Origin of the sequence: Methylotuvimicrobium sp. (genome assembly GCF_050611805.1) — a bacterium.
GTDB lineage: Bacteria > Pseudomonadota > Gammaproteobacteria > Methylococcales > Methylomonadaceae > Methylotuvimicrobium.
In genome coordinates, this window is sequence record NZ_JBNGHF010000013.1 from 40047 (window position 1) to 64737 (window position 24691).

The following is a 24691-nucleotide window of genomic DNA, read 5'->3' on the forward strand; positions in this document are numbered from 1 at the left end:
TCTACAACACATGTCAACAGCTCTTTTTAGGTTTATGGATGGGCGGAATTCCGGCCCATCCAACGGAATAGGCGCGGTTTATATGGCATTTGCGGAAAAACTGAAGATAAGCATAGAGGATTATTTGCAAGGCGAGTTACTCAGTGACATCAAGCATGAGTATGTCGGGGGAGAAGTTTATGCGATGGTCGGCGTTAAGCGTGCGCATGACACGATCGCAATGAACCTGATCGCTCATGTGCATGCACATTTGCGCGGTTCGCCTTGCCGAGTTCATTCAGGCGAAATGAAGGTCCGGGTGCAAACCGAAACGGACGATAATTTTTTCTATCCCGATCTGCATGTTACCTGTTCGGCTGACGATACTCATGAGCATTTCAACACTCAGCCGAAATTGATCGTCGAGATACTCTCCGACGCAACCGAGCGTTACGATCGCTCCGAGAAATTTCATCACTATCGGAAATTAACCAGTCTCGAAGAGTATGTGTTGATCGCTCAGGATACGCAGCGTGTCGAATGTTACCGGCGCGATGAACAATGGGATTTGCTGCTGTTTCAGCAAGGCCAGGCCGTTTTTTTTGCATCGATCGATTGTGTTGTCGAAATAGGCGATATTTATGAAGGCTTATGCCTTGGTAACGATGGCGATGACTGAGGAACGATTTTGTTGCTTCAAAACCAACTATTAGCCCAAAATCAACGGGACTTCCTCAGCCTTTTGTTCAGCGATCCGGAAGCCGCGCATTTCCAGTACGCCTTTCGTATTAAGCGAAATGATCAAATTGAGTGCTTCAGGATAGTTTGCCATTTTCAAATCGATTTTTGAAGGAAATGCCGGCGCTGTCGGGTGAGAGTGATAAATCGCGAACAATTCCTCACCATTTTCGCGCATTTGTCCCATCGCAGCAATTTGCTGTTTGGGATCCAATAAAAACCGGTTTTCAGGGTGATCGGCGCTATTGTCGACCGGGTAGCAATGGTTCGGAATGCCGTTCAGGCTTCCGATCAGTCCGCAGACCTCGGCTTCGGGTGACAATTGCGCGAGATGCAGCAGTTGATTGGTGATTTTTCGGGGAATATGAATTTCTGAAGTTTGCATTATTGTTTAAGTTGTTGGCGTATAGATAATTTAAGGAATATGCACAAAATAATTTCTCAAAACATTAAGCTTTGTGGAGGATCGGTGACTCGCTTGACAGGATGCCGTAAACCCAGCACCTAAATTATCCAAGACAATTAACCATGGCTAATGGGCTATGGAATTTAGGTGCTGGGTAAATACATCCATGTTGGCTTGACGGCGGAATCTGATTGCCATGGATGGCATGAATGCAGATTTTGCAGGAGCAAAAATCTGCCTTGCCGCCGATACCTGTCAATCGAGCCGCCGACCCCCCTTCCTGCATTTGAAGAAGTTACTCGATGCTCGTTCCTAAATTTAATCGCTATGGACACGATTGTCCATAAGTGACCCGAGGCTGACCTGAAAGATCGTGATAGGTGACGATATTACGGTAATTCAATTGGCTGAAGATAGCCTGGACTTGATCTTGTTGATTGTAGCCGTGTTCGATCAATAAGTGACCTTGAGGAAGCAAATGTCGTCTGGCGGCGGTCGCGATGCGCTCGATATCACTCAAGCCATGATTGTCCGCGATCAATGCGGCCATGGGTTCGAATCTGACATCGCCTTCGGTTAAGTGCGGGTCGTAATCCGCGATATAGGGCGGGTTGCTGACGACAAGATTGAACAGCGCCGAGTCGCTTATCGCCCCAAACCAATCGCTTTGCAAAAATTGGATGTTCCGAACATTGTGTCCCTGGGCATTTCGGCGGGCGATTGTCAGCGCGTTAGTGCTGAAGTCGGTGGCAATGACTTCGCTATCGGGGCGCTCGGCGGCCAGGGTAATGGCTATGATACCGGATCCGGTTCCTAAATCGATCAGTCGGTAAGGTTGCCGTTCCGGTATCCGTTGCAAGGCCAGTTCGATTAGTAGTTCGGTGTCGGGCCTTGGGATCAGCACGTCGCGGTTAACTTCGAAATCACGCGACCAGAATTCGCGGTTGCCGGTGATGTATGCGATCGGCATGCCGGAAAGCCGTTTTTGCAGTAGCGCTTCTAAATGGCTGTTTTGTTCGGGTAATAACTTTTTATCCGGCCATGCGCGCAGATGAGAGCGGTCTTTATCGAGCGCGAGGCAGAGCAGAATTTCGGCGTCGAGCAAGGGCGATTCGGAAACGAAACTCAAACTTTGGGCCGCGTGTGCCAATGCCGATTGAACGGTGGGCATCGGTTTAATTTTCGCCCAGTTGTGTCAATAGTTCAGCTTGATGCTCGTTAATTAACGGCTCGATGACATGATTGAGTCCGCCTTCCATGATCTCGTCAAGTTTATACAGCGTCAGATTGATTCGGTGGTCGGTCATGCGCCCCTGCGGGTAATTGTAGGTGCGAATCCTCTCGGAGCGGTCGCCGCTGCCGACTTGAAGTTTGCGATTCGCCTGTTGTTCGGCTTGATGTTTTTCCTGTTCGGCCGATAATAGGCGCGATTGCAATAACGACATCGCTCGGGCACGGTTTTTGTGTTGTGAGCGTTCGTCCTGACATTCGACGACGATGCCGCTCGGAAGATGAGTGATGCGGATTGCCGAGTCTGTTTTGTTGACATGTTGACCGCCCGCGCCGGATGAGCGATACGTATCGATACGAAGGTCTGCGGGATTAATGTCGATAGCATCGACTTCCTCGACTTCGGGCATGACTGCAACGGTGCAAGCCGAAGTATGGATGCGCCCCTGGGACTCGGTTTCCGGGACGCGTTGTACTCGATGCGCTCCCGATTCGAATTTGAGTTGCGAATAGACATCTTGGCCGGTTACACGCAGGATAATTTCCTTATAGCCGCCATGTTCGCCTTCGTTTTCATTGATAATCTCGGTCTTCCAGCCTTTTTTCTCGGCATAGCGCTGATACATGCGCGCGAGATCGCCTGAAAATATCGCGGCTTCATCGCCGCCGGTCCCGGCGCGGATTTCCAGGAAAATGTTTCTGTTGTCGTTAGGGTCTCTCGGCAATAATAAAATCTGCAGTTCTTGCTCAATGACCTTTTGTTGTTTTTCGGCGGCGAGTATTTCCTCGTGGGCCATTTCGCGCAGATCCGGGTCCGGGTCTTTTGCCATTTCTTGCGCCCCGGCTAGATTTTCGGCGGTATCGAGATAGCGTTTATAGCATGTGACAATCGGGTTGATTTGAGCGTATTCTTGGCTCAATGAGCGGAATTTATTCTGATTGGCTTGTACTTCGGGCTCGGCCAATAAGGCGGTGATTTCATCGAAACGTTCGCTTAAGTTGGCTAATTTGTGTTCTATGGATGGCTTCATTGTGTGTTGTTCAATTTGAAAATTTCGCGGGCCGCCGCTATTAAGTCGTGTCTTTCGTTGGTGCCGGCTTCCCGAATTTGCGCACTGGGCGTATGGATTAGCTTGTTAGTCAATGTATGAGCGAGTCTCTGCAGCGCTTCTTCGGCGGAAATGCCGCTTTGTAATTGATTTAATGTTTTGCGTAACGCGTCGTCGCGAATTTGCTCGGCCTGAATGCGGTAGTCTTTGATCGTGGTTAACGCGCCTTGCGAACGCAACCAGGAAAGAAAATGTTCGACCTGAGTATCGATGATTTCTTCCGCTTGTTCGGCGGCTTTGCGCCGGTTATCCATGTTTTGGTCGATCGTGTTTTTGAGGTCGTCGACCGTATAGAGATAGACATCGTTCAGTTGTTCGACTTCTGATTCTATGTCGCGCGGAACTGCCAAGTCGACCATGAACATTGGCTTGTGTTTGCGTTTTTTGATGGCACTTTCTACTCGACCCTTCCCTAAAATCGGCAGTGAGCTTGCTGTCGATGAAACGACGATATCGGCTTCGGCCAAGTGCATCGGTAATTCCGATAGCGCAATGGCATAACCGTTAAAGCGCGTCGCCAAGGCGTGCGCTTTATCATAGGTTCGATTGGCGATGATGATGCGTCCGATGCCATGTTGGACCAAATGCCGTGCCGTCAATTCGATGGTTTCGCCCGCGCCGATTAGAATCGCGGTTTGCTCGCTTAATTTGTCGAAGATTTGTTGTGCCAGTTGCACGGCGGCGAAGGCTACTGAAACCGGGCTCGATCCTATGGCGGTATCGGTTCTGACTTTTTTTGCCGCGGAAAAAGTATGCTGAAAGAGCTTACCTAAATATTTGCCCAAGGTGCCCGCTTCATTAGCGGCTTGATAAGCGGCTTTCATTTGACCTAATATTTGCGGTTCGCCGAGGACCATGGAGTCCAAGCCGCATGCAACTCGAAACATATGCCGAATTAACTGGTTATCGTTGTAGGTGTAAAGATAGGGGGTTAAATCGTTAGGCTTGATGTTACGGGTTTGAGCGACCCAATCGATCAAAATGTGTTTATTTTCATTGGATGATTCGCAATAAAATTCCGTTCGGTTGCAGGTCGATAGAATAGCGGCTTCGGATATATCCTTTAAACGCCATAGATCTTTGAGTGATGAATCCAATATTTCGGCAGGGTAAGCTAGCCTTTCTCGGATAGAAACGGGGGCGGTGTTGTAATTTATCCCTACGGCAAGAAGTGTCATCGTTTTAAATTTAGAGTTCGGAGCGAATGTGGTTTTTTAGCTTGGTAAGTCAGGCCATTAGGCTATTGAAATCGTCTAAAGTTGCTGTATCGATTTGCGTGTGTGAAATTACCGATTGAACTTAGCGGATTTAAGTTTCGTCATAAGAATTTCGTGACAAGCAACTTCAGGTCTATGTGTTTTTAATAGGTTCGGTTGCTCGCTTGACAGGCCTAGCGCCTTAATTATCCAAGATAGTTGGCCATAAGCCAATGGGCTATGGGGCTTAGGTGCTGGGTGAAAGCACATGTTGCGAGAGCAAAAACCTGCTCGACCCAGACTCCTGAAGATCCTGTCATAAGAAATAGAGATGTTATTTATGGTCAAATCCTAAGTTAGTTTTCTATGGCGCGCCATTGTTTGCCAAAATTATTTTTTTAGTCAAATTTTTTAATATTTTAATTAAATAATTAAGTTTTATTCAAATGCAGTAAAACAACTATCCGAACTGAAATGTTTTTCTGCTAATCTATTGCAAAACTGTATTGCAAAATATGAAGGATGTGAGTGTGTCGAATTATAAGTTAATTGCCGTAATAGCCCTTGTTTTTCTTAGTGGTTGCGGTTCCTCTCAGGAAAGAGGGCGAGCCATGGATGAGCTTGACGAGTATTCACAAAGTTCTCATGACGAGCAAGGCGTCGAATCAGCGGAGCCTATAACCGCTATTGAGCCGGATATTATGTACATGTTGCTGGCCGCTGAAATTGCCGGGCAAAGAGGACAGTACGATGTTGCTCTGGAAGGGTATCTCGAGGCCGCAAAACGGGTTAACGATGTTAGGTTGACCGAGCGTGCTGCGAAGATTGCTCTTTACATTAAAGATACCGAACGAGGCGATGAGGCTGTTGTGCTTTGGTTGAAACAAGAGCCGGATAATTTAACAGCAAGAAAAATAGCCTTGCTATCGGCCTTAAGAAAGGAAGTAAAGCCTTCGGCTATCGAGCATGCTCTCTTTTTGTTGGATATGGACCCAGAAGGTTTTGAAGATGCGTTTGTTGAGTTAATTAGAGCGTTGGGTCAAAAAGGCAATACCGCTTTCGTATATGATGTATTGGAAGATCTTGCCGAGCAAAGGCCGGAAGAAGCCACTGTTTTTTTTATTCAAGCCATGTTGGCAATGCAGTTAAACAGCAATGTTTTGGCGCAACGTAAAATTGATCAAGCCATTGAATTGCGACCGGATTGGGAAAAGGCTTTGTTATTTAGGGCGCAAATTGCGGCTTTTTCTGGAGATTTAGATAATGCAAGGGTTTATCTCACGGATTTATCGGAGCAAAATCAGGATAGTTTGAAGATTAAGAAGTTGTTGGCCCAAGTCCTGGTTAAGTTGAGCGAGTATGATGAGGCTAGCAGGTTGTATCTGGATATCATTGATCAGGAACCGGAGGATTTTGAATCGCGTTTTTCTTTGGCGTTGGTTAATTTACAGATGGAGCGAGACGATAAGGCAGAGTCCTTGTTTAAGGGTTTGATTCCTTATCCCGAATGGAGTGATCAGGCAAGTTTTTACCTGGGTAGAATTGCGGTTCGGGATGGCAGAAATAGCGAGGCGCTGGTTTGGTTCGATAAGGTCTCGAGGGGGAGTCTACGTTTCGATGCTGCGGCTGCGGGAATATCGCTACTGATTAAAGATAAGCAATTTGAAGAGGCGTCCCAGCGATTAAGCCGGCTTCGTGCGCGTTCGTCCGATGAAAAGATGCGAGCGCTGTTGTTAGAGGCGGAGTTTTATAACGAACAAAAGCAATATATCAAGGCTTTCGACTTGTTGAGCAAGGCAATTGAAGAAATGCCCGAGCAAAAAGAATTGTTATATACTCGGGCTTTGGTGTCGGAGCGTATTGATCGCCTAGACGTACTGGAGCAAGATTTAAGAAGGATACTGGCTCAGTATCCCGATGATGTGAGTGCTTTGAACGCATTGGGCTATACCTTGGCGGATAGAACCGAGCGTTACGAAGAGGCGCTGGTGTATCTTGAAAAGGCTCTGGAATTGCAGCCGGATGAGGCGGTCATTATTGATAGCTATGGATGGTTGCAATTTAAGCTGGGGAATTATGAAAAGGCTTTAGAATATTTGCAGAAGGCTTATTCCAAGCAGCAAGAAAACGAAATTGCGGCGCATTTGGCGGAAGTCTTATGGGTCTTGGGTCGCAGGGATGAAGCGAAGAAATTATTCGAGCAGACGATAAAAATGTCGCCGGACGATGAATATCTTTTGGATTTTCAGCAGCGCATTCTTGATGCTGAATGAGAAATCAATACACAAAATCTCGCTATGGATGGCTGGTATTGGTTCTATCGGTTTTAACGGGGTGTTCGGCCTCACCGATTAAAGATTTGGCGGCTTATTCGGAGCTTGGTCGAGGTGAGTTGTATCAATTGCGGGAATGGAGTCTGGATGGGCGTGTGTCGTTAACGGCTCGACATGATTCGTGGGCTGGTGCTATAGAATGGCGGCGCGCGGATAGCGAAGAGATGATTCGAGTTTCGGGGCCATTCGGTCAGGGAGCGGTGGGCATTAATATTGCCGACGATTATGTCGACGTCGATCGAGGCGACGGTGCGGTTAGATATTATGATCGGTCCGATGAATTTATAACCGAACAACTGGGTTTTTATGTGCCATTAAGATCATTGCGCTACTGGGTGATAGGCTTGACCGATCCGAATGAGTCGTTCGAAAATATTGGTAATGGTTTTATCCAGGACAACTGGACGATTCGATATAGAAAGATGCAAAAAACCGATCGAGGGCTGTTGCCCTATAAAATCGATGTTTCTAATCCGGAAGTGAAATTAAAACTAATCATAGATCAATGGAATACGCATGAGTGAGGTGTATAAACGATGGCCTGCGCCCGCAAAATTGAATTTAATGTTGAGAATTGTGGGGCAGAGGGAAGATGGGTATCACTTGCTGCAAACAGTATTCCAATTCATTGATTTGTGCGATTGGTTGGTGTTTCGACCAGTAAATGAGTCGGCGATTTCGTTGCGTACACCGCTCCCCGGGGTTCCTAAGGGTGATGATCTAACTTTTAGGGCTGCTCAGTTGTTAAAAGAAGAAACCGGTTATGAGGGGGGGGTTGTCATCGAGATTGAAAAACACTTGCCTATGGGAGGCGGTCTAGGCGGGGGGAGTTCCGATGCGGCAACGACGTTGGTAGCGCTTAATGATTTATGGCAGTTAGGGCTTTCCCGTGAGCGGCTGATGCAGTTAGGCTTGCGGCTGGGCGCGGATGTGCCGATTTTTGTTTTGGGCCATAGTGCCTGGGCGGAAGGCGTTGGTGAGGTGTTTCAGGAGATTGAAGTGTCGGAAAAATGGGTCGTAGTGCTGAAGCCAGATTGTCATGTCGATACCAAGGAAATTTTTTCATCAAAAGATTTGACAAGGGATAGTAAATCAATCAAAATAGCTGACTTTATTGCAGGGCAGCACCAAAACGATTGTTTGGGCGTTGTTCGGAAGCTTTACCCGTCTGTTGATAGGGCTTTGAGAGAATTGTCCGTATTTTCCGAAGCAAGGTTGACAGGTACAGGAGCATGCGTTTTTGCTCAGTTTGATACAGAGTTGGCAGCTAAAAAAGCGTATTTGTCGCTTAGCGGAAAGTGGCAATCCTATCTGTGTAAGGGAATAAACAGGTCTCCGTTGTACTCAAGTCTGAATGATGCTTAAGACTGGTAAGTATATCTAAGTAATTGGGCCGTCGCCAAGCGGTAAGGCACGGGGTTTTGATCCCCGCATACCCAGGTTCGAATCCTGGCGGCCCAGCCATTACCTAAATAGCGAATTAATTCAATCTGGGAGTGCCTGAATGAGTGATGCCTCTTTAATGGTGTTTTCCGGTAATGCAAATCGGGCGTTGTCGGAAGGTATTGTTAAAAAGCTTAGTATGCGGCTGGGGATGGCTGCGGTAGGTCGATTCAGTGACGGAGAGATCGCTGTTGAGGTTGAGGAAAACATAAGAGGCAAGGATGTGTTTGTCATTCAGCCGACCTGTTCTCCGACAAATGAGAATTTAATGGAGTTGCTGGTGATGATCGACGCATTTCGTCGGGCATCGGCATCTCGAATAACGGCGGTTATGCCGTATTATGGTTATGCAAGGCAGGATAGGCGTTCGCGTTCCGCAAGAGTTCCTATCAGTGCTAAACTAGTCGCCAAAATGATAGGTGAGGCAGGGGCGGATCGAGTGCTCACTGTTGATCTTCATGCGGATCAAATTCAGGGTTTTTTTGATATACCGGTAGATAATGTCTACGCTTCGCCGATTTTGCTGGGCGATGTTTGGCGGCAAAAGTATAAGGATCTAATAGTTGTCTCGCCCGATGTGGGTGGGGTTGTTAGGGCAAGGGCTCTGGCTAAACGGCTTGATGATGCTGATTTGGCAATAATAGATAAAAGACGTCCTAAAGCTAATGTTTCCGAGATAATGCATATCATAGGCGATGTTGAGGGGCGTACCTGCGTTATGATCGATGATCTAGTCGATACTGCCGGTACTCTATGTCATGCAGCGGAAGCATTGAAAGATCACGGTGCGCTCAGGGTTGTGGCTTACTGTACGCATGCTGTTCTTTCCGGAAGAGCAATTGATAATTTGAGGGATTCGGTTTTGGATGAATTGGTCGTAACCGATACGATACCGTTAAGCTTAGAAGCAAGTCGCATTGGTAAAATTAGGCAGCTCAGCGTTGCGGAGATGCTGGCGGAAACGATAAGACGTATCGCAGTCGGTGAGTCGGTTAGCTCGTTGTATGTGGATTGATAAATTAGCGAAGTGTATAGATGCACAGCTTTGGAGAATGAAATGTCAAGCGTATTTGAATTCGTAGCGGAAGCTCGGGTAAAACCGGGAACTGCTTCTGCTAAGTCGGTTCGTCGACAAGGAAAAATTCCGGCGGTAATTTACGGCGGAGAAGATGATCCTGAAATGTTGGTTTTGGATCATAATGAAGTTGTTAAGCATCTTGCTCACGAGGCTGTTTATTCGCATATCTTAGATGTGGTTGTTGCGGGCAAGGTGCAAAAAGCAATTCTAAAATCCGTACAAAGACATCCTGCTAAAGCTAAGGTCTTGCATTTGGATTTTTTGCGAGTAAATGCGAATGATAAGTTAAAGGCTCAAGTGCCTCTTCATTTTATCAATGAAGAAATCTGTGTTGGTGCTAAAGTAGGCGGTGTGGTTATGCATAATTTAGTCGACATAGAGGTGGCTTGCTTGCCAGAAGATCTCCCTGAGTATATCGAAGTCGATTTAACGAATTTGAATCTTGGTGAATCGTTGCATGTTTCTCAATTAAATGCGCCGAAAGGTGTTGAGTTCTTAGCGTTGTCACACGGCGACGATCATGATGCGGATGTTTCAGTGGTGACAATTGTGCCTCCAAAGGTCGAAAAGACCGAGGCTGCTTCAGATACTGAAGAGTAATCGATTAATGCTCTACCCGTGTTTGCCAATATGTAGGCAAATATAAGACTAAAAAGTTTATAAGTTGTGTTTTTGTCAGTTTGAATGGCGGCAGAAACGCAAAAATAGGTTGTTCTTCTTGACAATGTCATAGAGTTTTGTGAGAATGGCCTGCTTCCTGGTTTTGGAGGGGTTCCCGAGTGGCCAAAGGGATCAGACTGTAAATCTGCCGGCTCTGCCTTCGGAGGTTCGAATCCTCCCCCCTCCACCATCCTGTTTAAATTTAAGATTGCGGGTGTAGTTCAATGGTAGAACTCCAGCCTTCCAAGCTGGTCACGTGGGTTCGATTCCCATCACCCGCTCCAGATGATCGGTGGTTTCTGCCCATATAGCTCAGTAGGTAGAGCACTTCCTTGGTAAGGAAGAGGTCACCGGTTCAAATCCGGTTATGGGCTCCATAAATTTGCAACAATAAAAGCTTTTTCGGGAAAGTAAAATGTCCAAAGAAAAATTCGAACGTAAAAAACCACACGTAAACGTAGGAACCATCGGTCACGTCGATCATGGTAAAACCACATTAACCGCGGCATTGACAAAAGTGATGGCGGATGCGCGTGGCGGCGTCTACAAAGCCTACGATCAAATTGATAACGCCCCCGAAGAGCGCGAGCGTGGTATTACAATCGCAACGGCTCATGTGGAGTACGAATCAGAAGCACGTCACTATGCGCACGTGGACTGCCCGGGTCATGCTGACTACGTTAAAAACATGATTACCGGTGCGGCGCAAATGGATGGAGCGATCCTGGTATGTTCGGCGGCCGACGGTCCGATGCCGCAAACTCGTGAGCATATATTATTGGCGCGTCAAGTGGGTGTTCCATATATCGTAGTTTATTTGAATAAAGCCGATATGGTGGATGATGCCGAATTGATCGAATTGGTGGAAATGGAAGTCAGAGAATTATTGGACATGTACGAGTTTCCGGGCGACGATACCCCATTAGTTATCGGGTCGGCGTTAAAAGCGCTGGAAGGCGACACTAGTGAAATTGGCGTGCCGTCGATCCTTAAACTGGTCGAAGCCTTAGATACCTATATTCCCGAGCCTGAGCGTGCGATCGATCAGCCGTTCCTGATGCCGATTGAGGACGTGTTCTCGATTTCTGGTCGCGGCACCGTGGTTACCGGACGTGTCGAGCGTGGGATTATTAAGGTCGGGCAAGAGATTGAAATCGTCGGAATTAGACCGACTACGACGACAACTTGCACCGGCGTGGAAATGTTCCGTAAATTATTAGATCAAGGCCAAGCGGGCGATAACGTTGGGGTTTTGTTAAGAGGCACTAAAAGAGACGACGTCGAGCGCGGACAAGTCTTGGCGCACAAAGGTACCATTAAGCCGCATACTCATTTCAAGGCGGAAATCTACGTATTATCGAAAGACGAAGGCGGGCGTCATACACCATTCTTTAATGGCTATCGTCCACAATTTTATTTCAGAACAACGGATGTAACCGGAGCGGTCGATCTTCCGGAAGGCGTGGAAATGGTGATGCCGGGCGATAACGTCAACGTTGAAGTAAAATTAATTGCTCCGATTGCGATGGAAGAAGGTTTGCGTTTCGCGGTTCGTGAAGGTGGCCGTACCGTTGGCGCGGGCGTTGTTGCTTCGATTATCGAATAACGAAAGCGCTAAATAACTTTTTTAATATTTTCTGAATTAGGTCAGTAGCTCAATTGGCAGAGCAGCGGTCTCCAAAACCGCAGGTTGGGGGTTCGATTCCCTCCTGGCCTGCCATCAGAAAAATACAATAACTATAAATCGTAATAACAATCATGAGTACACAAGTTGAATCCTCAGCATCGGTAGGTGATGTTGTTAAGCAAGTTTTCTCAATTGTTTTTGTTATTGCAGGTCTTGCGGGTTTTTACTACTTTTCCGAATATGCCTTATTATATAGGGTTCTCTCACTAGTCGTTATCGTGATGATTGCGATGGGGCTCATGTTAACAACCCGGATAGGTCAAGGATTTTGGACTTTTGCGCTGGAATCGAAACAAGAAGTAAGAAAAGTAGTTTGGCCGACGCGTCAAGAAACAATGCGGACGACTTTAATGGTGTTTGCAATGGTTCTTATCGTTGGCGTGATACTTTGGTTGCTTGATATGTTTTTATTCTGGGGTGTGCGTTTATTGACCGGTCAAGGAGGATAATAAATGGCACTTCGTTGGTATGTTGTTCATGCTTATTCAAACTTTGAAAACAAAGTTAAAGAAGCGTTAGAAGAAAGGATAAAGCGAGAAGGTCTAGGGCAGTATTTCGGCAAAATTCTTGTGCCTACAGAAGAAGTTGTCGAGATGCGTATGGGGCAGCAGCGTAAAAGCGAACGGAAGTTTTTTCCGGGTTATGTGCTCGTGCAGATGGAGTTGACCGATGAAACATGGCATATGGTTAGAGATGTCCCTAGAGTACTTGGGTTTATTGGTGGAACATCCGACAAGCCGGCGCCTATAACAGAAAAAGAGGCGATGTCTATTTTAAATAGAGTCGAGGAAGGGGTTAATAAACCAAGGCCAAAAGTTTTATTTGAAGTCGGTGAAGTTGTAAGAGTAAACGACGGTCCATTTAAGGATTTTAACGGAACGATAGAAGAAGTTAATTACGAAAAGAGCAAACTTAGGATTTCGGTTTTAATTTTTGGCAGGTCGACACCGGTAGAGTTGGATTTCAATCAAGTTGAAAAATCATAAAAAAGCGTTAAAAATTTTTTAAAATCCTGGATATGATTGTGTCCGGGATTTTTGTTTATTAGGGGAGCTGAAAAGCGATTGCACCCGATTTGGAGTAAATAATGGCAAAAAAAATTAATGCATACATAAAGTTGCAAGTAAAAGCTGGCGAAGCAAATCCTAGTCCACCAGTAGGGCCTGCATTAGGTCAGCATGGTGTCAACATTATGGAGTTTTGTAAAGCCTTTAATGCAAAAACTCAAGAGTTAGAAAAAGGTTTGCCGATTCCGGTTGTTATTACCGTTTATAGCGATCGTAGTTTTACCTTTATTACTAAAACGCCGCCTGCTTCGATTTTGTTGAAAAAAGCGGTTGGTGTAAAGAGCGGCAGTAGTACGCCGAATAAAGTGAAAATTGGCACAGTGACGCGTGAACAGCTTGAAGAAATCGCCAAAACAAAAATGGAAGATTTAAATGCGGCAAGTTTGGATGCGGCAGTTAAAACTATAGCCGGAAGTGCTCGTAGTATGGGCCTCAATGTGGAGGGCGTGTAATGGCAAAGCTGACTAAAAAAGCAAAACTGATTAAGTCGAAAGTAGATAGAAGCAAACAATATTCGGTCGATGAAGCGGTTGGTTTATTGAAAGAGCTAGGTAACAGCAAGTTTATCGAATCGATAGATGTCAGTGTCAACTTAGGCGTTGATCCAAGAAAATCCGATCAAAATGTTCGTGGTGCTACCGTATTGCCGAATGGAACCGGTAAATCGGTAAGAGTTGCTGTATTTACTCAAGGAGCCAATGCAGATGCGGCGAAAGAAGCGGGTGCGGACATTATTGGTATGGACGATTTAGCCGATCAGGTTAAAAAAGGCGAAATGAATTTCGACGTAGTGATCGCTTCTCCCGATGCAATGAGAGTTGTTGGTCAACTTGGACAGATTTTGGGCCCAAGAGGCTTAATGCCAAATCCAAAAGTCGGAACGGTTACGCCTGATGTTGCAACCGCCGTTAAAAATGCAAAATCAGGGCAAGTTCGTTATCGTACCGACAAGTCGGGGATCATCCACTGCTCAATCGGTAAAGTGGATTTTGACGCAACAGCCATTCAACAAAACCTGGAAGCGTTATTGGCCGATTTGCGCAAAGCCAAGCCAAGTGCTGCAAAAGGCGTATATATGAAGAAAATTACGCTGTCTTCGACCATGGGCCCAGGGCTGTGGATCGATCAGAGCGGACTAGCAGGTTAAGGGGAAAGACTTTGGGTTGCCGGAAATGCCGGCAACCGTCAAAGACCGCAGGTGTTGTAAAAACTTAATTGTCCTGCGTAGACGGGAGCTGGAGCCGCAAAGATGGTGAAAGGGACCGTAAGGGGCATCTACTTAAAGATGCGTTTTATTGATTCTGACAAAAAATCAGAAATGTACCGGAGGTAAATTGTGGCACTAAATTTAGATAGCAAGAAAGCTGTCGTCGAAGAGGTTGCCGAATTCGCCGCTAAAGCCCATTCCGCCGTCGCGGCGGAATATCGCGGTTTGACCGTGTCGGAAATGACCGAATTACGGAAAAATGCAAGAGAAACGGGTGTTTATCTGCGGGTTGTGAAAAACTCATTGGCAAAAAGAGCCATAGCCGGGACAGAATTCGAATGTATGCAAGAGGGCTTAGTCGGTCCGTTATTGCTAGCTTTTTCGATGGAAGACCCAGGTTGTGCGGCAAGATTAATCCATGAGTTTGCAAAAAGTCATAACAAGCTCGTCACTAAAATAGTGGCTATCGGTGGGCAGGCATATGATGCTAATGAACTTGAAAGACTGGCAAAATTGCCGACGCGCGATCAAGGAATTAGCATGTTGATGTCGGTGATGAAAGCACCGGTTGGTAAGCTTGCACGGACATTGGCTGCACTTAAAGATCTTAAAGAAGCGGCATAACCTTTTTTTAACCAGTTTTACATCTATTTTAGAGGAATACATAATGGCAATTTCACAAGAAGATATCTTGGAAGCGGTCTCTAACATGACGGTTATGGAAATCGTTGATTTAATTTCAGCGATGGAAGAAAAATTCGGCGTATCGGCGGCTGTCATGGCTGCGGCTCCAGCGGCAGCGACGGCGGCAGCGGCTGAAGAACAAACTGAATTCGATGTTATTTTGACTGCGGCCGGAGCCAACAAAGTTGCCGCGATTAAAGCGGTTCGCGGAATCACGGGTCTGGGCTTGAAAGAAGCGAAAGACGCCGTTGAAGGAGCGCCAACTACTTTGAAAGAAGGCGTTAGCAAAGATGAAGCAGAAGCGGTCAAAAAGGATCTTGAAGACGCAGGCGCCTCAGTCGAAATTAAGTAACGATTTTGACGCAAAATTTAAGGCATTAAGCCTCTTAGTACGGCTGGTGACATTTTGTCATCGGCCTTTTGCTGCTTATTTATAGGCGGCAAAAAATAATTCCTGATGAAATAGGTATGGAAGCAATATGGCCTACTCTTTTACCGAAAAAAAACGCATTCGTAACAACTTTGGCAAAGGTACAGAAGTACTCGACGTGCCTTATCTCTTAGCGACGCAAATCAATTCCTACGCAAGTTTTCTGCAATCCGGTATGTTACCGGAAAAACGGTCGAACGTAGGTTTGCACGCCGCTTTTTCCAGTGTTTTCCCAATAGAAAGTCATTCCGGGTATGCAGTTCTGGAATATGTAAAGTACCGGTTAGGAGAGCCGACATTCGACGTCAGGGAATGTCAACAAAGGGGTGCAACTTTTGCAGCGCCACTGAGAGTGTTGGTGCGTTTAGTCATTTACGATAAAGACGCACCTGGAAGCACGAAAGTTGTTAAGGATATCCGGGAGCAGGAAGTCTATATGGGGGAGTTGCCGTTAATGACCGATAACGGAACTTTCGTCATTAATGGAACCGAGCGGGTAATCGTTTCTCAGTTACACCGTTCTCCGGGCGTGTTTTTTGATCACGATAAAGGTAAAACGCATTCATCAGGAAAGTTATTATTCAACGCAAGAGTTATCCCTTATCGCGGCTCTTGGCTTGACTTCGAGTTCGATCACAAGGACTGTGTCTATGTCAGAATAGATAGACGTAGAAAAATTCCGGCAACGATCTTATTAAGAGCGCTGGGTTATAATAACGAAGAAATGATGGATATTTTCTTTGAAACCAATCGCTTTGTCTTGAATGATAATAGTTGTTTGTTTGATTTAGTGCCGGAGCGACTGAGAGGCGAAATTGCCGCCTTCGATTTTAAACATGACGGAAAGGTTCTTATCGAAGAGGGGCGTCGGATAACGGCAAAACATATACGCCAATTAAAAGAAGCGGGCGTCACTCAAATCGAAGTCCCTAAAGCCTATCTGCATGGAAAAGTGCTAAGCCGTAACCTGATCGATGAATCGACAGGTGAGCTGATTGCCAATGTCAATGATGAGCTTACCGAGGAATTGCTTGATAAAATCATAGATAGCGGTATACAAGAGCTAAACACGATTTATGTCAACGACCTGGATAGAGGGCCCTATATCTCGAACGCGATGCGTTTGGACACGAGTAGCACGCAGCTGGAAGCGTTAGTTGAAATTTATCGCATGATGAGACCGGGAGAGCCGCCGACTAAAGAATCAGCGGAGAATCTGTTTCAAAACCTGTTTTTTACCGAAGACCGTTACGATTTGTCGACCGTCGGACGTATGAAATTCAATCGCCGTCTGGGTCGTCAAGAAACAACTGGAGAGGGTACGCTCAGCAAGGAAGATATCATTGATGTATTAAAGGAATTGATCAATATCCGAAACGGAAACGGTAATGTCGATGATATCGATCATTTGGGTAACCGAAGAGTCCGTTCCGTTGGCGAGATGATAGAGAACCAATTCCGAGTTGGCTTGGTCAGGGTTGAGCGTGCGGTTAAAGAGCGGCTGACATTAGCCGATTCCGAAGGCCTGATGCCGCAGGAAATTATCAACGCGAAACCGGTATCTGCGGCGGTTAAAGAGTTTTTCGGCTCAAGCCAGCTGTCACAGTTCATGGATCAAAATAATCCACTTTCTCAGGTTACGCATAAGCGCCGGGTATCGGCTTTGGGCCCGGGTGGATTGGCGCGAGAGCGTGCCGGCTTCGAGGTGCGTGATGTTCATACCACGCATTACGGACGCGTTTGCCCGATCGAAACTCCGGAGGGGCCGAATATCGGTTTGATCAACTCATTGGCCGTTTATGCGCGCACCAACGAATATGGCTTTCTTGAAACGCCTTACAGAAAAGTTGTCGATGGAAAACTGACTGATCAGGTTGAATATCTTTCGGCGATCGAAGAAGGGGAATTTGTCATCGCTCAGGCTGCTGTGCCGGTCGATGCGGACGGTCGTCTAAAAGAAGGGCTGGTATCATGCCGTTATAAAGACGAATTTACATTGTCGATGTCCGATACCGTGCAATATATGGACGTATCGTCTAAACAAATCGTATCGGTTGCAGCGTCTATCATCCCTTTCTTGGAGCACGACGACGCGAATAGAGCGTTAATGGGTTCGAATATGCAGCGTCAAGCGGTTCCGACTCTAAGAGCCGAGAAGCCGCTAGTAGGAACGGGTATGGAGCGAACCGTAGCAAAGGATTCCGGGGTGGCTGTCGTAGCTACGCGAGGCGGAACCATTGAGGCCGTCGATGCTGCTAGGATTGTGGTCAGGGTGAACGATGCCGAAACCGAGTCAGGTGAGCCTGGGGTCGATATTTATAACCTGACCAAGTACACGCGATCGAACCAAAATACCTGTATTAACCAAAAGCCATTGGTTAAGCTTGGCGATATCGTCAATGCTGGCGATATATTGGCCGATGGGCCTTCGACCGATATCGGTGAATTGGCTTTGGGTCAAAATATGTTGGTGGCTTTCATGCCTTGGAATGGATACAACTTTGAGGATTCAATTTTAGTTTCCGAACGGGTTGTTAAAGAAGATCGTTTTACGACTATTCATATTGAAGAAAAAACATGCGTTGCGCGGGATACTAAATATAACCCGGAAGAGATTACCGCGGACATTCCAAACGTCAGCGAAGAAGCCTTATCGAAATTGGATGAGTCCGGGATCGTTTATGTCGGTGCCGAGGTCAAGGGCGGTGATATTCTGGTCGGGAAAGTGACTCCGAAAGGTGAAACGCAATTGACACCTGAAGAAAAACTATTACGTGCGATTTTCGGTGAGAAAGCGGCCGATGTAAAAGACACGTCATTAAGAGTACCGAACGGTGTTGAAGGGACGGTTATCGATGTCCAGGTCTTCACGCGAGATGGTGTTAAGAAGGATAAGCGTGCGCTCGAAATAGAAGAAGAGCAAATCAAGCGTTATAGAAAAGATCTTGACGATCAGCTAAAAATTGTCGAAAAGGACATATACGCGCGAGTCGCTAGATTAATCGTCGGCAAGAAGGCTTTATCCGGGCCGGATAATTTATCTTCAGGCACCGTCGTAAATCAAGAATATCTGGATAAATTGAGGCCTTCTCAATGGCTGCAAATCAAAATGGAAGATGAAAACATCAATGTCCAATTGGAAGGAGTCATCGAGCAAATCGAACAGCAGAGAAAGGATTTCGATGTCAAGTTTGATATCAAGCGCAAAAAGATCACTATGGGCGATGATTTGCCGCCCGGTGTTCTAAAAATGGTTAAGGTCTACCTCGCGGTTAAGAGAAGAATACAGTCGGGCGATAAAATGGCTGGACGACATGGAAATAAAGGGGTTATTTCTATGATTAGACCTATCGAAGACATGCCTTATACAGCCGATGGTAATCCGGTCGATATCGTGTTAAATCCTCTTGGGGTTCCGTCCCGTATGAATGTAGGTCAGGTGTTGGAGACGCATTTGGGTTGGGCATCTAAGGGTTTAGGTATCAAGATTGGTAAAATGCTTGAGGCTCAAGCAAAAATTGTTGAAATTAGAGGGTTTTTAGAAAAAATCTATAATAGCAGCGGTCGTAAAGAAGACTTGAATGCCTTGACCGATAAGGAGATCCTCGAGCTAGCCCATAATTTGATAGAAGGGGTGCCGATGGCGACTCCGGTTTTCGATGGCGCTACCGAAGACGAAATTAAAACCATGTTGAGACTAGCAGATTATCCTGAACATGGTCAAACTATACTTTATGACGGTTTGACCGGCGAACCGTTCGAACGCGAAGTTACCGTTGGTTACATGTACATGTTGAAATTGAACCACCTGGTAGATGATAAAATGCATGCGCGCTCTACCGGTCCTTATAGTCTGGTAACTCAACAGCCGCTGGGTGGAAAGGCTCAATTTGGCGGACAACGATTCGGTGAAATGGAGGTCTGGGCTTTGGAGGCTTATGGGGCGGCTTATACCTTGCAAGAAATGTTGACAGTGAAATCCGATGATGTAACCGGCCGAACCAAAATGTATAAAAATATCGTTGATGGCGACCATAAGATGGAAGCTGGTATGCCGGAATCGTTCAACGTCTTGATCAAAGAAATACGTTCACTCGGTGTCAATATTGAGTTAGAAAGCGATTGAGTTCGATAATTTACCTTAATTTGATTGCCCGTTCCGGCCTCGTGCCGGAAACCATTTAGAGAGGATAAGCTCTTGAAAGATTTAATGAACTTTTTAAAGCGCCAAGGCCGCGCCGATGATTTCGATTCAATTCGCATAGGCTTGGCGTCTCCTGACATGATCCGTTCTTGGTCTTATGGAGAAGTTAAAAAGCCCGAAACGATTAATTATCGAACTTTTAAGCCGGAACGAGATGGATTGTTTTGCGCCAAAATTTTTGGCCCTGTGAGCGATTATGAATGTTTATGCGGAAAATATAAAAGACTGAAACATAGAGGCGTAATCTGTGAAAAATGCGGCGTTGAAGTCACGCTTTCAAAAGTGCGCCGAGAAAGAATGGGGCATATTGAGTTAGCCAGTCCAGTTGCTCATATTTGGTTTTTGAAGTCCTTGCCATCGCGGATTGCACTGCTGCTAGACATGACGCTTCGTGAAATTGAGCGCGTCTTGTATTTCGAGTCATTCGTGGTGCTTGATCCGGGTGTAACTCCGCTTAATAAAGGGCAATTGTTAACCGATGACGAATATCTCGATGCCGTCGAGGAATTTGGCGATGATTTCGTTGCGAAAATGGGTGCCGAAGCCGTTTTTGACTTGCTTAAAGCAATTGATCTTAATGGCGAAATCAATCGTTTACGGGAAGAGATTAACGGCACTAATTCAGAAACCAAAATTAAAAAGTTTTCAAAGCGCTTGAAAGTGATCGAATCACTGTTGAGCTCTAAAAATCGTCCTGAATGGATGATTATGCAAGTATTGCCGGTTTTGCCTCCGGAGTTGAGACCTTTGGTGCCTTTGGATGGAGGACGGTTTGCCACGTCGGATTTAAACGATCTTTATCGTCGCGTTATCAATAGGAATAACCGGCTAAATCGTTTGTTGGATTTGAACGCGCCGGATATTATCGTTCGTAACGAAAAGCGAATGCTGCAAGAGTCGGTCGACGCATTGCTCGATAATGGCCGTAGAGGCAGAGCTATCACCGGTACAAATAGAAGACCGCTTAAATCCCTAGCTGATATGATCAAAGGGAAGCAAGGCCGGTTCAGACAAAATTTGCTAGGTAAGCGTGTCGACTATTCCGGACGTTCGGTAATTGTGGTTGGGCCAACGCTACGTTTACATCAATGCGGTTTACCTAAAAAAATGGCTTTGGAATTATTCAAACCGTTTATCTTTAGCAAATTGCAGTTAAGAGGACTCGCGACAACGATTAAAGCTGCGAAAAAAATGGTTGAGCGAGAAGGTGCCGAAGTTTGGGATATTCTCGAGGAAGTCATTCGCGAACATCCGGTATTGTTAAATAGGGCGCCGACCCTGCATCGCCTAGGGATACAAGCGTTTGAGCCAACCTTGATCGAAGGTAAAGCGATACAGTTGCATCCTTTAGTTTGTAGCGCTTTCAATGCCGATTTTGACGGCGACCAAATGGCGGTACATGTGCCATTGTCGATAGAGGCACAGCTTGAAGCTAGAACGTTGATGATGGCGACCAATAATATTTTGTCGCCAGCAAGCGGTGAACCGATTATCAACCCGTCTCAGGACGTGGTTTTAGGGCTTTATTTTATAAGCCGAGAAAAAGTCAATGCAAAAGGTAATGGCTCGATCTTTGTTTCAATAGATGAGGTTCATAAAGCCTTGGCATTTAAAAGTGTCGACTTACAAGCCAAGATTCAATTAAGAATTACTGAAAGAATAAAAACTGATAGAGGGGTTGCCGAACAAAAAACCTATCGTGTCGAAACGACGGTTGGTCGAGCATTGATTTGGGAAATTGTTCCCGAAGGTATGCCGTACGAGATAGTCAATTGTGATATGACGAAGAAAAATATATCGCGGCTGATCAATTATTGCTATCGGCATTTAGGTATCAAGGAAACGGTCATTATGGCCGACCAATTGATGTATCTTGGTTTTCGTTATGCAACCCGCTCGGGTGTGTCTTTCGGTATCGAAGATATGGAGATACCGGCTAAGAAAGAAGAAATCATCAATACGGCTAATGCAGAAGTTAACGAAATACAAAGTCAATACTCATCAGGTCTGGTGACTGACGGTGAGCGATACAACAAGGTAGTTGACATCTGGTCTCATGCAAACGATCAGGTTGCGAAAGTCATGATGGATGGTTTGGGTGTTGAGGAAATCGAAGATGCCGATGGCAATAAGGTTACTCAGAAATCGTTCAACTCAATATTTATGATGGCCGAGTCGGGTGCTCGGGGTTCCGCTGCACAGATTAGACAATTGGCCGGTATGCGAGGCTTGATGGCGAAGCCGGATGGTTCGATTATCGAAACGCCGATTACTGCGAACTTTAGGGAAGGTCTGGACGTACTGCAGTACTTTATTTCGACTCATGGCGCTCGTAAAGGGCTAGCCGACACGGCGTTGAAAACCGCCAACTCGGGTTATTTGACACGGCGTTTGGTCGATGTGGCTCAGGATTTGGTTATTACAGGCGACGATTGCGGCACGACACAAGGTATCTCGATGATGCCCATTATCGAAGGCGGTGATGTGGTCGAGCCATTGGCCGAGCGTGTATTGGGTCGTGTAGTCATCAGCGACGTGATGGATGCGGCTGGCGAAAAAGTTATTGTTAAAAACGGAACTTTGCTAGATGAATACTGGGTGTCGGTGCTTGAAGAAAACAGCGTCGATCACGTTTATGTGCGTTCGGTTATCACTTGTGAAAATCGCCATGGTGTTTGTGCGGCATGTTACGGCAGAGACTTGGCTAGAGGGCATTTAGTCAATAGTGGAGAAGCGGTCGGTGTCATTGCTGCGCAATCCATCGGTGAGCCGGGGACGCAGTTGACAATGCGTACTTTCCATATTGGCGGTGCAGCTTCGAGATCGGCTGCGATTAGTAATGTACAAGTTAAAGCGGCTGGAACAGTTAAGTTAAGTAACCTTAAGACTGTTACAAACCGGGAGGGAAATCTGGTAGCGGTTTCCCGGTCCGGTGAAATTGGCATCATCGACGAATATGGCCGTGAACGCGAGCGCTATAAAATTCCTTATGGAGCGGTGTTGTTAGTACAGGACGGCAGTAAAATTAACGGTGGAGAAATTATCGTCAACTGGGATCCGCATACGCATCCGGTAATTACCGAAGTCGATGGCGTGGTCAGCTTATTCGACTTCATGGATGGTGTAACGGTTCAAAAGCAGGCGGATGAGGTTACGGGCTTAAGTTCCTTGGTAGTTACCGACCCTAAGCAAAGGGGTAGTGCCGGTAAAGACTTGCGCCCAATGGTTAAGCTAATGGATGCCGCTGGAGAAACTATTTATTTACCGGGAACAGAAATTCCCGCGCAGTATTTCTTGCCGACCGGAGCAATTGTCAGCATCAAGGATGGCCATGAAGTTAAAGTTGGTGACGTATTGGCGAGGATTCCTCAGGAGTCGAGTAAAACGCGCGATATTACAGGTGGTTTACCTCGTGTAGCCGACTTGTTTGAAGCAAGAAAAACCAAGGATCCGGCGATTTTAGCAGAAACAACCGGCACGATATCCTTCGGTAAAGAGACCAAAGGTAAGCAGCGTGTCATTATAACGGATGCAAGCGGCGAACAATATGAAACATTGGTGCCGAAATGGCGACACATCACAGTGTTCGAGGGCGAGCATGTAGAGAAAGGTGAAACCATCGCTGAAGGTGAATTGACTCCGCACGATATCTTAAGATTGCGTGGCATTGAAGATCTAGCGAATTATTTAGTGAAAGAGATTCAAGACGTTTATCGATTACAAGGTGTAAAAATCAATGATAAACATATTGAAGCAATCATTAGACAAATGCTTCGTAAAGTTGAAATTACTGCGGGCGGTGACACGGAATTCTTGAAAGGCGATCAGGTCGAGCGGGCCTATGTTCGTGAGATCAATGAAAAAATGGAGGCGGAAGGAAAGATACCGGCAAGTTTTGAGTCTGTTTTGTTAGGTATCACTAAAGCTTCATTGGCAACTGAGTCATTTATCTCGGCTGCTTCCTTCCAGGAGACGACTCGAGTGTTGACGGATGCAGCGGTTCGCGGGCTGAGCGACGGTTTGCATGGGTTGAAGGAAAATGTGATCGTTGGGCGATTAATACCTGCGGGTACTGGGTTAGCCTATCATGAACAAAGAAGGAAGCGACGCTCCAAAGACATGGAGGTTCCATCCGAGGGTGATAATATTTCATCAGTCGATGCGGGTGATGTAGAAGAAGCGTTAAAGCAAGCCTTAAACACTGAATAATTTAAATCGGCTTGACCTGGTAAAAAAATAGCGTTAAGATGCTCTGCTCAAATGAGCTAACGCTATTTGTCAGGATAAGCATTATATGGCCGCTGTGCATAAAAATGTACGGCGGTTATTTTTATTGACTGGCGGGTAAACTGAATTATTGGAGTAACAAATTTATGGCCACGATCAACCAATTGGTTCGTAAGCCGCGTGCTAAAAGAATAGAAAAAAGCAATGTTCCGGCGCTGGAGGCATGCCCTCAGCGCCGCGGAGTATGTACTAGAGTCTATACCACGACTCCCAAGAAGCCGAACTCGGCATTAAGAAAGGTCGCGCGGGTACGGTTGACTAACGGTGCGGAGGTAAGTAGCTATATTGGTGGTGAGGGTCACAACCTGCAAGAGCATTCCGTTGTGTTGATTCGTGGTGGTAGGGTAAAGGATTTGCCGGGTGTGCGATATCACGTCGTTCGCGGAAGTCTTGATACTTCGGGTGTCAAAAACAGAAAGTGCGGTCGTTCGAAGTATGGAACGAAAAGACCTAAAGCCTAACGAAGTTTGGTGAATTAAATGTCAAGAAGAAGAGTAGCGGCGAAAAGAGACGTCATTCCGGATCCTAGGTTTGGTAGCACCATGCTAACCAAGTTCATGAATATGATCATGACTAGCGGAAAGAAATCAGTTGCCGAAAAGATTGTATATGGTGCGCTGGACGTTATCGAAAGTAAAGGTCATGCCGAGCCGTTGGAGGTATTGACTCGAGCTCTGGAGAATGTGCAGCCGCGTGTTGAAGTTAAGTCAAGACGTGTCGGCGGGGCAACTTATCAGGTTCCTGTAGAAGTTAGACCTTCGCGTCGTGCGGCTTTGGCGATGCGCTGGCTGATTGATGCGGCTCGTAAAAGAAACGAAAAAAACATGCCTTCAAAGCTGGCCGGCGAGTTGTTGGATGCCTTCGAAAGCCGGGGTGCGGCAGCTAAAAAGCGTGAGGAAACTCATCGTATGGCCGAGGCGAACAAGGCGTTTTCTCATTACCGTTGGTAATTT

Annotated in this window: 21 protein-coding genes and 5 tRNA genes; 22 read left to right on the forward strand and 4 right to left on the reverse strand. The window is 46.2% G+C overall.

Annotated features, from left to right (window positions below; translation table 11 throughout):
• The first annotated feature begins 10 nt into the window (after positions 1-10).
• The gene (locus tag ACRJJO_RS08510; protein WP_431065409.1) at positions 11-658 is read left to right on the forward strand and encodes a Uma2 family endonuclease; all 648 of its coding nucleotides are present in this window, start codon (positions 11-13) and stop codon (positions 656-658) included.
• A 30-nt stretch (positions 659-688) separates the two neighbouring features.
• Here ACRJJO_RS08510 and ACRJJO_RS08515 read toward each other — a convergent pair whose 3' ends face one another.
• The 4 genes from ACRJJO_RS08515 to hemA all read right to left on the reverse strand — a co-directional run bounded on the left by ACRJJO_RS08515 (position 689) and on the right by hemA (position 4640).
• Positions 689-1102 carry a M67 family metallopeptidase gene (locus ACRJJO_RS08515; RefSeq protein WP_431065410.1) on the reverse strand — a complete coding sequence of 138 codons (414 nt, stop codon included), beginning with the start codon at positions 1100-1102 and terminating at the stop codon, positions 689-691.
• A 346-nt stretch (positions 1103-1448) separates the two neighbouring features.
• Positions 1449-2294 carry a peptide chain release factor N(5)-glutamine methyltransferase gene (prmC, locus tag ACRJJO_RS08520; protein WP_431065411.1) on the reverse strand — a complete coding sequence of 282 codons (846 nt, stop codon included), beginning with the start codon at positions 2292-2294 and terminating at the stop codon, positions 1449-1451.
• Between the two features lie 4 nt (positions 2295-2298).
• Entirely contained in the window at positions 2299-3384 is a 1086-nt protein-coding gene (gene prfA / locus ACRJJO_RS08525; protein WP_404357578.1) for a peptide chain release factor 1, read from the reverse strand.
• On the reverse strand, positions 3381-4640 hold the full coding sequence (hemA, locus tag ACRJJO_RS08530; RefSeq protein WP_431065412.1) for a glutamyl-tRNA reductase: 1260 nt from the start codon (positions 4638-4640) through the stop codon (positions 3381-3383). The genes prfA and hemA overlap by 4 nt, the downstream gene beginning before the upstream one ends.
• A gap of 629 nt (positions 4641-5269) precedes the next feature.
• Here hemA and ACRJJO_RS08535 point away from each other — a divergent pair.
• The 21 genes from ACRJJO_RS08535 to rpsG all read left to right on the forward strand — a co-directional run bounded on the left by ACRJJO_RS08535 (position 5270) and on the right by rpsG (position 24688).
• Complete coding sequence (locus ACRJJO_RS08535; RefSeq protein WP_431065413.1) at positions 5270-6931, forward strand: tetratricopeptide repeat protein; 1662 nt, start codon at positions 5270-5272, stop codon at positions 6929-6931.
• Positions 6928-7515, forward strand: a complete 588-nt coding sequence (gene lolB / locus ACRJJO_RS08540) for a lipoprotein insertase outer membrane protein LolB (RefSeq protein WP_431065414.1) — start codon at positions 6928-6930, stop codon at positions 7513-7515. Before ACRJJO_RS08535 ends, lolB begins: the two co-directional genes overlap by 4 nt.
• Positions 7508-8356, forward strand: a complete 849-nt coding sequence (gene ispE, locus ACRJJO_RS08545; protein WP_431065415.1) for a 4-(cytidine 5'-diphospho)-2-C-methyl-D-erythritol kinase — start codon at positions 7508-7510, stop codon at positions 8354-8356. The genes lolB and ispE overlap by 8 nt, the downstream gene beginning before the upstream one ends.
• A gap of 24 nt (positions 8357-8380) precedes the next feature.
• A tRNA-Gln gene (locus ACRJJO_RS08550) sits at positions 8381-8455 on the forward strand.
• A gap of 40 nt (positions 8456-8495) precedes the next feature.
• A complete protein-coding gene (locus tag ACRJJO_RS08555; protein ID WP_431065416.1) occupies positions 8496-9449 on the forward strand; it encodes a ribose-phosphate diphosphokinase in 954 nt (317 codons plus the stop codon).
• Positions 9450-9491: 42 nt separating this feature from the next.
• Entirely contained in the window at positions 9492-10112 is a 621-nt protein-coding gene (locus ACRJJO_RS08560) for a 50S ribosomal protein L25/general stress protein Ctc (protein WP_431065417.1), read from the forward strand.
• A 165-nt stretch (positions 10113-10277) separates the two neighbouring features.
• Positions 10278-10362 (forward strand) — tRNA-Tyr (locus ACRJJO_RS08565).
• A gap of 20 nt (positions 10363-10382) precedes the next feature.
• A tRNA-Gly gene (locus ACRJJO_RS08570) sits at positions 10383-10456 on the forward strand.
• A gap of 17 nt (positions 10457-10473) precedes the next feature.
• Positions 10474-10549: transfer RNA gene (locus ACRJJO_RS08575), tRNA-Thr, on the forward strand.
• A 38-nt stretch (positions 10550-10587) separates the two neighbouring features.
• Positions 10588-11778 (forward strand): elongation factor Tu, encoded by a 1191-nt coding sequence (tuf, locus tag ACRJJO_RS08580; protein ID WP_404357547.1) that lies wholly within the window; start codon positions 10588-10590, stop codon positions 11776-11778.
• Positions 11779-11816: 38 nt separating this feature from the next.
• A tRNA-Trp gene (locus tag ACRJJO_RS08585) sits at positions 11817-11892 on the forward strand.
• A 38-nt stretch (positions 11893-11930) separates the two neighbouring features.
• Positions 11931-12308: a preprotein translocase subunit SecE gene (gene secE / locus ACRJJO_RS08590; protein WP_404357562.1), complete on the forward strand. Its 378-nt coding sequence runs from the start codon at positions 11931-11933 to the stop codon at positions 12306-12308.
• A gap of 3 nt (positions 12309-12311) precedes the next feature.
• Positions 12312-12845: a transcription termination/antitermination protein NusG gene (gene nusG, locus ACRJJO_RS08595; protein WP_341326293.1), complete on the forward strand. Its 534-nt coding sequence runs from the start codon at positions 12312-12314 to the stop codon at positions 12843-12845.
• Positions 12846-12946: 101 nt separating this feature from the next.
• Positions 12947-13378: a 50S ribosomal protein L11 gene (gene rplK, locus ACRJJO_RS08600; protein ID WP_014149784.1), complete on the forward strand. Its 432-nt coding sequence runs from the start codon at positions 12947-12949 to the stop codon at positions 13376-13378.
• Complete coding sequence (gene rplA / locus ACRJJO_RS08605) at positions 13378-14073, forward strand: 50S ribosomal protein L1 (protein WP_431065418.1); 696 nt, start codon at positions 13378-13380, stop codon at positions 14071-14073. The genes rplK and rplA overlap by 1 nt, the downstream gene beginning before the upstream one ends.
• Before the next feature lie 189 nt (positions 14074-14262).
• Entirely contained in the window at positions 14263-14757 is a 495-nt protein-coding gene (rplJ, locus tag ACRJJO_RS08610) for a 50S ribosomal protein L10 (RefSeq protein WP_404357557.1), read from the forward strand.
• A 43-nt stretch (positions 14758-14800) separates the two neighbouring features.
• On the forward strand, positions 14801-15169 hold the full coding sequence (gene rplL / locus ACRJJO_RS08615; protein WP_404357555.1) for a 50S ribosomal protein L7/L12: 369 nt from the start codon (positions 14801-14803) through the stop codon (positions 15167-15169).
• A 127-nt stretch (positions 15170-15296) separates the two neighbouring features.
• Entirely contained in the window at positions 15297-19373 is a 4077-nt protein-coding gene (gene rpoB, locus ACRJJO_RS08620) for a DNA-directed RNA polymerase subunit beta (RefSeq protein WP_431065419.1), read from the forward strand.
• 84 nt (positions 19374-19457) lie between these two features.
• Positions 19458-23660, forward strand: coding sequence for a DNA-directed RNA polymerase subunit beta' (rpoC, locus tag ACRJJO_RS08625; RefSeq protein ID WP_431065441.1), 4203 nt, complete (start codon positions 19458-19460; stop codon positions 23658-23660).
• 164 nt (positions 23661-23824) lie between these two features.
• Entirely contained in the window at positions 23825-24199 is a 375-nt protein-coding gene (gene rpsL / locus ACRJJO_RS08630; RefSeq protein ID WP_014149778.1) for a 30S ribosomal protein S12, read from the forward strand.
• A gap of 18 nt (positions 24200-24217) precedes the next feature.
• Positions 24218-24688: a 30S ribosomal protein S7 gene (gene rpsG / locus ACRJJO_RS08635; protein ID WP_014149777.1), complete on the forward strand. Its 471-nt coding sequence runs from the start codon at positions 24218-24220 to the stop codon at positions 24686-24688.
• Positions 24689-24691 lie beyond the last annotated feature (3 nt).